Origin of the sequence: Limnohabitans sp. DM1, from assembly GCF_001269385.1 — a bacterium.
Taxonomy (GTDB): domain Bacteria; phylum Pseudomonadota; class Gammaproteobacteria; order Burkholderiales; family Burkholderiaceae_C; genus Limnohabitans_A.
Genome location: NZ_CXOO01000063.1, coordinates 18,155 through 29,954, shown reverse-complemented (window position 1 = coordinate 29,954; position 11,800 = coordinate 18,155). Strand labels below are relative to the sequence as shown.

At 59.6% G+C, this 11,800-nt stretch carries 8 protein-coding genes; all 8 read left to right on the top strand.

The window, feature by feature from the left end; translation table 11 throughout:
- Positions 1-87: 87 nt before the first annotated feature.
- The 8 genes from AMM33_RS20385 to AMM33_RS20350 all read left to right on the top strand — a co-directional run bounded on the left by AMM33_RS20385 (position 88) and on the right by AMM33_RS20350 (position 11,772).
- Positions 88-1,902 (top strand): NADH-ubiquinone oxidoreductase-F iron-sulfur binding region domain-containing protein, encoded by a 1,815-nt coding sequence (locus AMM33_RS20385; protein WP_228768276.1) that lies wholly within the window; start codon positions 88-90, stop codon positions 1,900-1,902.
- A complete protein-coding gene (locus AMM33_RS20380) occupies positions 1,899-4,844 on the top strand; it encodes a molybdopterin-dependent oxidoreductase (RefSeq protein ID WP_090143071.1) in 2,946 nt (981 codons plus the stop codon). Before AMM33_RS20385 ends, AMM33_RS20380 begins: the two co-directional genes overlap by 4 nt.
- 122 nt (positions 4,845-4,966) lie before the next feature.
- Positions 4,967-6,457 carry a sensor histidine kinase gene (locus tag AMM33_RS20375; RefSeq protein WP_194945612.1) on the top strand — a complete coding sequence of 497 codons (1,491 nt, stop codon included), beginning with the start codon at positions 4,967-4,969 and terminating at the stop codon, positions 6,455-6,457.
- 14 nt (positions 6,458-6,471) lie between these two features.
- Positions 6,472-7,038, top strand: coding sequence for a DUF3305 domain-containing protein (locus AMM33_RS20370; protein ID WP_090143069.1), 567 nt, complete (start codon positions 6,472-6,474; stop codon positions 7,036-7,038).
- Entirely contained in the window at positions 7,031-7,786 is a 756-nt protein-coding gene (locus tag AMM33_RS20365; RefSeq protein WP_090143068.1) for a DUF3306 domain-containing protein, read from the top strand. The genes AMM33_RS20370 and AMM33_RS20365 overlap by 8 nt, the downstream gene beginning before the upstream one ends.
- Entirely contained in the window at positions 7,746-9,857 is a 2,112-nt protein-coding gene (locus AMM33_RS20360) for a 4Fe-4S dicluster domain-containing protein (RefSeq protein ID WP_090143067.1), read from the top strand. The genes AMM33_RS20365 and AMM33_RS20360 overlap by 41 nt, the downstream gene beginning before the upstream one ends.
- 9 nt (positions 9,858-9,866) lie before the next feature.
- The gene (locus AMM33_RS20355; protein ID WP_090143066.1) at positions 9,867-10,493 is read left to right on the top strand and encodes a TorD/DmsD family molecular chaperone; all 627 of its coding nucleotides are present in this window, start codon (positions 9,867-9,869) and stop codon (positions 10,491-10,493) included.
- A gap of 223 nt (positions 10,494-10,716) precedes the next feature.
- A complete protein-coding gene (locus AMM33_RS20350; protein WP_369802483.1) occupies positions 10,717-11,772 on the top strand; it encodes a TRAP transporter substrate-binding protein in 1,056 nt (351 codons plus the stop codon).
- Positions 11,773-11,800 lie beyond the last annotated feature (28 nt).

Genomic DNA, 11,800 nt, shown 5'->3' with positions numbered 1-11,800 from the left:
TGATGCCCACAGCTGCCTATTGTTGAGATGCAGCAGGCTTGGGGTCGGGCGCAACCACAGGGTGGGCGTATGTTTCAATGGATGACCATGCAAAACTTTCCAGTCAAAGCTTCTCCATCAGATGCCACTGTTGCCTTGGCTTCAGTGGAAGATATGCGTCAGCGCATTCGCAACAAAAGCAAGCTCAAGGGTCGTCAAGCCGATGATGCCGCAGTCGATGAGCTGCGGTTGCTATTGGGGGCGGCACCGCATCGCCGTGACCTGTTGATTGAAAATCTGCATGTCCTGAATGACCACTTTGGCGGCCTGCATGAGCGCCATTTGGTGGCGCTGGCCAAAGAGATGAACATCCCGATGGCCGAGGTCTATGAGGTTGCGACTTTCTACCATCACTTTGAAGTCATTCGGGGCGATGCGGCCGCGCCGGGCCTGACGGTCCGTGTGTGCGATGGCCTGAGCTGTGAACTGGCGGGTGCTGCGCAACTGTTGGAAAAATTACCCGCGATTTTGGGCCACAGTGAAGTGCGCGTGATTGCTGCGCCATGTATCGGGCGATGCGAACAAGCGCCTGCAGTTGTGGTGCACCAGCACCCGGTTGCGCATGCCACCCTCGAATCGGTCGCGAAGGCCGTGAACGAGGGCCATGCCAGTCATCCCGCAGCTTCTGACCAGGCCAGCTTCGACGCTGCAGCCTATGCCGAAAAATCGGTGTCGCCGATAAGCGACGTGCAAACAGCCCCTGACTATGTGGGCCTGGACGCTTATTTGGCGCAGGGCGGTTATGCCTTGGTCAAAGCCATGGCTGCAGGCCAGCACGACTTTGAGCAAGTCATTCAAGCCCTGGAGGACTCGGGTCTGCGCGGCTTGGGTGGCGCGGGCTTTCCGGCAGGGCGCAAGTGGCGCATCGTGCGCGAGCAAACTGCGCCCAAGCTGATGGCCGTGAACATTGACGAGGGTGAGCCTGGCACGTTCAAGGACCGCACTTACCTGGAGCGTGATCCACACCGTTTTCTGGAAGGCATGCTGGTGGCCGCCCAGGTCGTTGGCATTGACGCTTGCTACATCTATCTGCGCGATGAATACCACGGCTGCCGAGCCCTCTTGCAAGCAGAGCTGGCCAAGTTGCGTGCCAACCCGCCTTGCAAACTGCCTCGGATAGAACTGCGTCGAGGGGCCGGAGCCTATATCTGCGGTGAAGAGTCCGCCATGATCGAGAGCATCGAGGGCAAGCGCGGCGAGCCACGCATGCGACCACCCTACATCGCGCAGCTGGGTTTGTTTGGCCGCCCGACGCTGGCGCACAATTTTGAAACCCTGTTTTGGGTGCGCGACATCGTCCAAAAGGGCCCGCAATGGTTCAGCGCATTTGGTCGACATGGTCGCAAAGGCTTGCGCAGTTTCAGTGTGAGTGGGCGTGTCAAAAACCCGGGGGTGAAGCTGGCGCCTGCCGGTATCACCGTCAATGAATTGATCGAAGAATACTGCGGCGGCATGCTTGAAGGACACGCGTTCTACGCCTATTTGCCGGGGGGCGCCTCTGGCGGCATATTGCCTGCCAGCTTGGGCGATGTGCCACTGGACTTTGACACCTTGCAGCCCCATGGCTGCTTCATTGGTTCGGCAGCGGTCATCGTGCTGGGCCATCAAGACCAGGCGCGTGATGCGGCCCTGAACATGATGCGTTTTTTTGCGCATGAAAGTTGCGGTCAGTGCACGCCCTGCCGGGTGGGTACGGCCAAGGCGGCGGCCCTCATGCATGCGCAAGTGTGGGACAACCGCACCCTGGAAGACCTGAATGTCGTCATGATCGACGCTTCCATTTGCGGTCTCGGTCAGGCAGCGCCCAATCCGGTGCGTTGCGTGCAAACATATTTTCCCCATGAAATTGGAGCTTCGCTGTGAACGCACCGAACTCTCTGTCTGAAGTGACACTGAAAACCATCGAATTCAAACTCGATGCGCAATCCATCCAGGCCTATGAGGGTGAAACCATCCTTCAGGCTGCCCAGCGGCATGGCATTGCGATTCCCCACCTTTGTTACAAAGAGGGCTACCGCCCGGACGGCAATTGCCGAGCTTGCGTGGTTGAAATTGCGGGTGAACGCACCTTGGCCCCCAGTTGCTGCCGCAGTGCCACTGAAGGCATGCACGTTCAGGCCAAAAGCGAGCGTGCGGTCAAAAGCCAGAAAATGGTGCTGGAGTTGCTGCTGTCCGACATGCCCGATGTGGGGCACAAATGGAACGATGCGAACGGCAGCGGCACGCATGCAGGCCAGCATGGCGAGCTCAGTGATTGGGCTTACCGCATGGATGTCACCGTGCGACCCGAGCTGGCATCACTGCGCCGCGAACAGCCGCAGGCCGATATGTCGCACCCAGCCATGGCGGTCAATCTGGACGCTTGCATCCAGTGCAAGCGCTGCGTCAGGGCTTGCCGCGAAGAGCAGGTCAATGGCGTCATCGGTTACGCCATGCGTGGAGCACACAGCGCCATTGTGTTTGACCTGGGCGATGCCATGGGCCAGAGCACTTGTGTGGCCTGCGGTGAGTGCGTTCAAGCTTGCCCAACGGGCGCACTGATGCCCAAGACCCAAGTGGGCACGCAAGTGGTTGACAAAAAAGTGGACTCTGTGTGCCCATTTTGTGGTGTGGGTTGCCTGCTCACGTACAAGGTCAAGAACAATGTGATCGTGGGTGTTGATGGGCGCGATGGACCGGCCAACCACAGCCGCTTGTGCGTCAAGGGACGCTTTGGTTTTGACTATGCCGCCAACCCTCAGCGACTGACAGTGCCCTTGATCCGCAAAGTTGGCGTGGCCAAAGATCCCGAGTTGCTCAACCGCTTGAACCGAGACAGTGCCGACTGGTCCGAGGTGTTTCGTGAAGCCACCTGGGAAGAGGCGCTGGCCTTGGGTGCAGGCCAGTTGAAAAACTTGCGTGATCGGTTTGGCCCCAAAAGCCTGGCCGGATTTGGCTCAGCCAAAGGCAGCAATGAAGAAGCCTACTTGTTCCAGAAACTGGTGCGCACGGGTTTCGGCTCCAACAACGTGGACCATTGCACCCGCTTGTGTCACGCCTCCAGCGTGGCCGCGCTGCTTGAAGGTGTGGGCTCAGGCGCAGTGAGCAACCAAGTCAATGATGTCGAGCATTCCGACCTGATCTTTGTGATTGGCTCCAACCCGACGGCCAATCATCCCGTGGCCGCGACCTGGATGAAAAATGCCGCGCAACGCGGCGCCAAGATCGTGCTGGCCGATCCGCGCATCACAGACCTGGGCCAGCACGCATGGCGCACTTTGCAGTTCAAAGCCGACACCGATGTGGCCATGCTCAATGCGCTCATCCATGTGGTCATTGAAGAGGGTTTGTCCGACCAGGACTTCATTGCCAAGCGGGCCAACCATTACGAAGCCCTGCGCGAGAACGTTCAAGGCTATAGCCCCGAAGCGATGGCGCCCATTTGCGGCATTCCAGCGCAAACTTTGCGCGAAGTTGCCCGTGAATTCGCCAAGGCCAAGGGGGCCATGATCCTTTGGGGGATGGGCGTGAGCCAGCACGTTCACGGTACCGATAACGTGCGTTGCCTGATCGCACTGGTGACCGTGACCGGACAGATCGGCAAGCCCGGCTCGGGCCTGCATCCGCTGCGCGGCCAGAACAATGTGCAAGGCGCATCGGACGCAGGCTTGATCCCGATGATGTTTCCCAACTACCAGCGTGTCAGCAACGCTGAAGCGCATGCCTGGTTTGAAGATTTCTGGAGCACGCCGCTGGATGCCGAACCGGGTTACACCGTGGTGGAAATCATGGGCAAGATCCTGGCGCCCGAGAGTGATGCGCACAAGGTGCGCGGCATGTACATCATGGGCGAAAACCCCGCCATGAGCGACCCGGACTTGAACCACGCACGTCACGCGCTGGCCTCGCTTGAGCATCTGGTGGTGCAGGATATTTTCATGACCGAAACCGCCTGGCTGGCCGATGTGGTGCTGCCCGCCACCGCGTGGCCAGAGAAAAATGGCACGGTGAGCAACACCGACCGCATGGTGCAACTGGGCAAACAGGCCATCGATCCGCCGGGGCAAGCCAAGCCTGATTTGTGGATCATTCAACAGATGGCGCAGCGTGTCGGGGCCTATGCGACGCATACCCCATCTGCGCTACCAGGCGAGCAGGGCAGAGGCCTTCCCTTGGCCTGCGGTTACGAAGGTGAGTTCGACGGTGTGGCGCAGGTGTATGACGAAATGCGTCGAGCCATGCACACGGCCATCTGGGGCATTACTTGGGAGCGACTGCAACGCGAGTCCAGCGTCACCTACCCCTGCCTGAGTGCCGATGATCCTGGAGAGCCAACGGTCTTTAGGGATCATTTCGCGACAGCAGACGGTCGCGTGAATCTGGTGCCAGCGGACATCATTCCTGCCAACGAGCGCCCTGATGCTGACTATCCGTTTGTGTTGATCACCGGTCGCCAGCTGGAGCACTGGCACACGGGCAGCATGACCCGCCGCGCGACTGTTCTGGATGCCATTGAGCCCTTGGCGACGGCATCCATGTGCGGCGCTGATCTGGCGAATTTGGGCTTGAAGACGGGTGATGTGTTCACGATCACCTCACGTCGAGGTCAAGTGACTCTGCATGTGCGGCGCGATGATGGCATGCCGCAAGGGGCTGTGTTTGTTCCGTTTGCTTATTACGAAGCAGCGGCCAACCTGATGACCAACGCAGCGCTGGACCCTTTCGGGAAAATTCCCGAGTTCAAGTACTGTGCAGTTGCCATCCGGGCTGGTGGGGCGCTTTCAGCGGTGCAGGGTTACGGTCAGCCAGCGACGACCAGCCCTTGACTTGGCGGGCCCAAGCCCCGCACATGCACCCTGGCCCCCGCTGACCGCATAATCTGCGGCTTGTTCGGTCATGCGCGGGCTTGCTGTTTTGCGCATGGCTCGTGCCAGCCAAGGAGAGCCTTTTGATTCCTGACGTGCAAACCATCTTCTGGATGGACGCGTTCCTTTATTTGATGCTGCATGCCGCCATTTGGTACGGCCTGGCGCGTTTTCGCAGCCGCCTGGTGTCGCTGTGGAGTCTGTCGGGCATTTTCAGTGCGCTGAGTTTGTGTGTTTTCGGCAGCCGGGGCGTGCTCAGTGACGACATGGTGGTCGTGTTGGGGATGCTGCTCATGACCTTGGGCAACTGGGGACGGCAGATCGCCTTGCGTTCTTTGGGCGATGCGGCCTCCGCCCAGTGGATGTGGACGCATGGCTTGCTGAATCTGGCGTTTGTGTCCCTGACCTATGCCTTGCAGTTTTCGGGTGCTTCGGTCGAAGTGGTCATGTTGGTCTTTTACGGTTATTTCACCCTCAACTGCTTTGAATATTTTTTATCGGGTCAGCGCATCGGTGTCGAGCACGACACAATAGGCGCCACGTCGGTCAAGGCTGCAGGTGGTGTGTTGACGGTCACCTTGGGCATCAAGACCATTGCCTTGCTGACGGGCTATGGCGCCACCGACCTTTACGAAGTCTCTTGGGACCAGTTCATTGTTTTTGCAGGCCAGTTCGTGGCGATCAGCATGTTGAACGTGGGGTTCATGCAGATTTTCATTGACCAGACACACCGCGCCCGTCTGCTTGCCGAGCAGCAATTGGCCCGCGAACAGGAGCGTGCCGCCTTGTTTCAGCAGCACTCGGACGACTTGGGCGTCTTGCTGCGTGAGCGCGAGGAAATCCTCCGTCAGCTGACCTTGTCCAACAAAAGCGCGGGTATGGGCGCTCTGGTGGCCAGTTTTGCCCATGAGCTGAACCAGCCGCTGACGGCCACCATGCTGCATGCCGAATTGGTGCAGACCAAGCTCTCGGCGGCCATGGACCAGAACTCTCAGCCTGATCTGAATACCCTCAAGACCGTGGCCGATGCGATTGTGAAAAACACCCAGCGCTCTGGCGACATCATCCGCAAACTCCGCAACCTGTTTCGCATGAGCAAGGGTGAGTACGCCCGCATAGACTTCGAGCGCCTGGTGATGGATGTGGCCGATCTGGTCAGTTTCAAATTGCTGGAGTGTGAAATCCGTCTGAGCACTGAGTTTGCAGAGAATTTCCGATTGACGGGTGATGCCACCCAGTTGCAGCAGGTGGTGCTGAATTTGATGAACAACGCGATCGACGCCATTTTGGAATCCCATGTGCGGCACCCACACCTGAGCATTCGTGGCCAGGTGTTTGAAGACCACCTGGAGCTGCATGTGCAGGACAACGGCAAGGGCATTGATCCAGAGCGCCAGGACGATGTCTTCAGCCTGTTCAAGACCACCAAATCCGAGGGCATGGGCGTGGGCTTGTGGCTCAGCAAGTCGATCATCGAGTCGCATGGGGGCAAGCTCACCTTCAAGTCGGAGCCTGGGCAGGGCACAGTGTTCACTTTGCGCCTGCCTACCATCGACTACACCCTGTTGGCTTGAAATGAAGAGAAAAAATGTCTGCACATAACTTGATGACCGTGGCCGTGCTGATGCGCAAAGAACCCTTGCAAGGCCCCATGGCCCGTTGGCAATCTTCGCGTTGGGTGCTTGACGACGTGGTGCCGCACGAAGACAGTTTTGGTCTGACGCCGCGCTGTTTGCGTGAAAACGAAGGCGATGCGCTGTGGCTGTATCCAGGCTGGCCGGTGGAGTTGTTCACCGACGATGCCGAGGGCTATTGGCTCAACGTCAGCGCGCCCACACCCAGCTTTTTTGTGATGTGGCGCCTGCAAGAGCGCGATGGTCTTGAACCTTTGGCGGTACCGCAGGCCGTGAGCCTGAGCTACCACGATGCCGGGCGCTGGCTGGATGCGCAAGAAAGTGTGGAAACCGTGGCGGCCCCAGGGGTGCTGGTGGAGGCGGTGCGTGCCTTTGTGCAGCAACACTTTGTGCCCGAGGTCAAAAAACGCCAACGCCCGCAAAGTTTTCAAGGACTGACCGATCGGTTTGGACAACCAGCATCGGTCAGCACTGCCCCAAAGCGCCGAGGCCCAGGTGGTGGAGGACAGGTGCATGAGTGATCATTTTTTCAGTCGCTGGTCGCGCCGCAAGCAAGCAGCCGCTCAAGGTTTGCCCGCAGATGAGCCGGTGCAGCCAGCCAGCCACGCCCTTGCTTTGCCACCCGAAGGCGCACAGACCCAGGGCAACGTGCCTGCGACAGCGGGGGCCTCACAGCCTGCAAACGCCCTCCCCGAGCCACCGGGTGGACTTGGGCCTGAACAAGCATCGGCCAAATCTGAAGCCCCTTTGCCCACTTTGCAAGATGCACAAGCGCTCACACCCGCGTCGGACTTTCAGTCCTTCATGCGCCAGGGTGTCCCCGCCGAAGTGCGCAATGCCGCTGTGAAAAAGCTGTTCACCGACCCGCACTTCAACGTGATGGACGGTCTGGACATCTATATTGGTGACTACAACACGCCCGACCCCATGCCCGCGGGCATGTTGAAAAAAATGGTGGGCGCACAACTGCTCGGTTTGCTGGATCAACCCCATGAATCGGCTGCGCAGCTTGAGGCCCCGGCCGAGCCTGTGTTGCCCGCAGGCCGTGACGCCGCAAGCCTCGGTGAAAACCCTGAGCAAAGTCCCGCTGCGCAGGAAGTCTCGCCAGTTGTGGCACAGTCGCCGCCTTCCCTGCCCGATTCGGCAGCACCGGTCAGCCCCGTGCTGCCGCCCCTTGTCAACGCGCCCCCCGAACATGACCACCCTGATTTGCAACTGCAACCAAACCATGCCCCTGCAAGCCCAAGCCCTGGGCCAAGCACTGGGTGAAGACCTGACGCTGCACACCACCTTGTGCCGCCGCGAGGCCGGGCAATTCCAGAAAGCCGTGAAAACCGGCGAGACCGTGGTGGTGGCCTGCACCCAGGAAAAGCGTTTGTTCAGTGAACTGGCCGAGCAAACCGAAGGCGCGATTTCCCCGATCCGTTTTGTCAACATCCGCGAAACCGGTGGCTGGGGCCGTGAGGCCGCGCACGCCACCCCCAAAATGGCCGCCTTGTTGGCCGCTGCCCGCCTGCCCGAACCCGAGCCGGTGCCCACCGTCACTTACAAAACTGAAGGCCGCGTGCTCATCATCGGCGCTGTGGACGCCGCCGAGCGCGCCGCCAGCTTCCTGGCCGACGCGATGCAGGTCACGATTTTTGCGCAAGGCCCGGGCAACGCCGGGGGCAGCCAGGAGCGGCGCTTTCCGGTGGTGGCCGGACGCTTGCAAGGCCTCAAGGGCTGGTTGGGCGCGTTCGAGGTGTCGTGGGACGCCAGCAACCCGATTGACCTGGACCTGTGCACCCGTTGCAACGCCTGCGTGGCCGCCTGCCCCGAGCAGGCCATTGGCCTCGATTACCAGGTGGACCTGTCACGCTGCAGCTCACACCGCGACTGCGTCAAGGTGTGTGAAGCCGCAGGGGCCATCGACTTTGGCCGCGACGCCCGCCCACAAACCGAGCGCTTCGATGTGGTGCTGGACCTGCGCGGCAACCAAGCCTCACCCACGTTCACATCGCACGCCTTGCCCCAGGGTTATTTCCGTTGGGACGGGCAAGACCTGCAAACCCTGCTCAAGGTGCGCGAGCTGGTGGGCGAGTTTGAAAAGCCCCGCTTTTTTGCCTACAAACAAAAGCTCTGCGCCCACAGCCGCAACGAGCAAGTCGGCTGCAGCGCATGCATCGACATCTGTTCGGCCAAGGCCGTGCGCTCCGACAAAAGCCGCCAGCAAATCGTGGTCAACCCCAACCTGTGTGTGGGCTGCGGCGCATGCACCACGGCTTGCCCCACGGGCGCATTGACCTACGCTTACCCGCGCCCGGCAGAGCAGGGCGCCAAGATCCGCGCATTGCTTTCGGCCTACCAAGCCGCTGGTGGACGCGACGCTGCGCTGCTGCTGCACAGCCAAGAAAAAGGCCAGGGCTTGATCGACGAGCTGGGCCGGGGTGCGCAGTTGGGCGTGATGCAAGGCGTGCCTGCTCGCGTGATGCCTGTGGCACTCTGGCACACCGCCAGTGTGGGCATGGAGCTTTGGCTCTCGGCTGTGGCCTATGGTGCGCGCCAGGTCATGGTGCTGCTCACCCACGAAGAAGCGCCGCAATACCGCGCTGCACTCATGGAACAAATGGCCGTGGCCCAAAGCCTGCTCAATGGTCTTGGATACACCGGCGTGCATTTCCAGCTGATCGAAGCCAAAACCGCCACAGCTTTGGACGGCGATTTGCAGCGCCTGTGCGCCCGCAGCCTCAAGGCCGCCAGCCTGCCCACAGGCCCGGCCACCGCCGCCCGCCACGCCGTGCAGGCTGAAAAGCGCAGCAACCTGGAGCTGGTCATCGACCACCTGATGGCCCAGTCACCCGTCATGGCCATGGATGAGGCCAGTCGCCCCAAAGCGCTTGATTTGCCAGCGGCCGGTTCCCCCTTGGGCACCATCGTGGTCGATGGCAGCAAGTGCACCCTGTGCATCAGCTGTGTGGGTGCATGCCCCTCCTCGGCACTGCAAGACAACCCGCTGCAGCCCGAGCTGCGCTTTGTTGAGAAAAACTGCGTGCAGTGTGGCTTGTGTGCCAAGACCTGCCCCGAAAACGCGATCACCTTGCAGCCTCGCTTGTCGCTGCAGTCCGAACGCACGCAGGTGCGTGTTTTGCACGGCAGCCCGCCCTATGCCTGCATACGCTGCAGCAAACCGTTTGGCACGCTCAAAGGCATCGAAGCCATGATCGGCCGTCTGGCCGGGCACAGCATGTTCCAGGGCCCGGCTCTGGAGCGCCTGAAGATGTGCGGCGACTGCCGTGTGGTGGACATGTTCACCGACGAAAACCAGGTGCGCGTCCCGGGCGCCCCTTCCAAACCCCAATAATTTGTTGCCATGAGTCAAGACCTGAACCTGTCCACCAGCAGCCACGCACTGGACGAAGAAACTGCACGTGCCGAAATTTACGGCTTGCTGTCCCAGCTTTACTACGCCGCGCCCAGCGACGAATTGCTGGGTCAACTGCAAGTGGCGGTCACCGAAGCGCCCGATGCGGGGGGCTTTTTGGAAGAGCCTTGGCGCGAACTGGTGGCCAGCGCCCGCAGCCTGAGCCAAGCGCAGATCGCATCCGAATACAACAGCCTGTTTGGCGGTGTGGGCAAGCCCGAGGTGTATTTGTTTGGCTCGCACTACCTGAGCGGTTTTTTGAACGAAAAGCCCTTGGTGCGTCTGCGTGACGATTTGGCTGAGCTGGGTTTGGGCCGCAGCGAGGGCATGTCTGAAACCGAAGACCATGTGGCCTATGTGTTTGAAGTCATGCGTTTTCTGATCGCGGGTGACGATGTGGCCGTGTCCAACCTGACCCGCCAGCAGGCTTTTTTTACCCAGCACGTCCAATCCTGGCTGCCCGCACTTTGCCAAGTGCTGCAGTCGCAGCCTCGCGCCGTTTTTTATGCCCGCGTGGCGGCATTCACCGAAGCTTTCGTCAGCGTGGAGTCGCAGGGCTTTGATTTGGTGGTCTGATTGAAAGTTTTTGTAACTTGTAGTGAAAAAAATGACAAGCCGATTGAGGGTTTTCACTTAGAGGTCTGAGGCTGGCTACTCTCATAATGGTAACCAAGCGGTAACTTTTCACGCTTAAAAGTTTTTTCAACCACTGGAGACCTCCTTGACTGAAGCCAAAACCCCACGTCGTCGCAACCTCCTCAAGGGCGCCGCTGTCGCCGCAGGTGCCATTTCTGCCCCCATGATCGCCAAGGCCCAAACCGGCCCGATTTCCATGCGCTGGCAGAGCACCTGGCCCGCAAAGGACATCTTCCACGAGTACGCTCTGGACTACGCCAAGAAGGTCAACGACATGACCGGTGGCGATCTGAAGATCGAAGTGTTGCCCGCTGGCGCTGTGGTGCCTGCATTCGGTTTGCTCGAAGCCGTGTCCAAAGGCACTTTGGACGGCGGTCACGGTGTGTTGGGTTACCACTACGGCAAGCAAAATGCGCTGGCCCTGTGGAACTCCGGTCCTGCTTTCGGCATGGACGCCAACATGATATTGGCCTGGCACAAATACGGCGGTGGCGCTGAGTTGTTGGCCAAGTTGTACGCCTCCATCGGTGGCAACGTGCAATCATTCCTGTATGGCCCCATGTCTACCCAGCCCCTGGGCTGGTTCAAAAAGCCCATCACCAAGTCGGCTGACTTCAAGGGCCTGAAATTCCGTACCAACGGTTTGGCGATTGACCTGTTTACCGCCATGGGCGCTGCCGTGAACGCCTTGCCAGGCGGTGAGATCGTGCCCGCCATGGACCGTGGTTTGCTGGATGGTGCCGAGTTCAACAACGCCACCTCTGACCGTATTTTGGGCTTCCCCGACGTCTCCAAGGTCTGCATGCTGCAAAGCTACCACCAGAGCGCCGAGACCTTCGAGATCATGTTCAACAAGACCAAGTACGACGCTTTGCCTGCCAAGATGAAGTCGGTCATCGCCATTGCCACAGAGGCCGCTTCTGCCGACATGTCATGGAAAGCCATCGACCGCTATTCCAAGGACTACATCGAATTGCAGACCAAGGACAAGGTCAAGTTCTACAAAACACCCGATGCCATTTTGCAAGACCAACTGAAAATCTGGACCGAAATTGTCCAGAAGAAGTCTGCGGAAAATCCCTTGTTCAAAGAAATCGTGGAATCGCAACGCGCCTTTGCACAACGCGCAGTCAAGTGGGATCAGGACACGAACATCAGCCGTCGCATGGCTGTGAACCATTTCTTCGGAGCCAAAGCGGCACCCGCGAAAAAAGGGTGATTTTTTTGACAGTTACGTCAGCCATCCA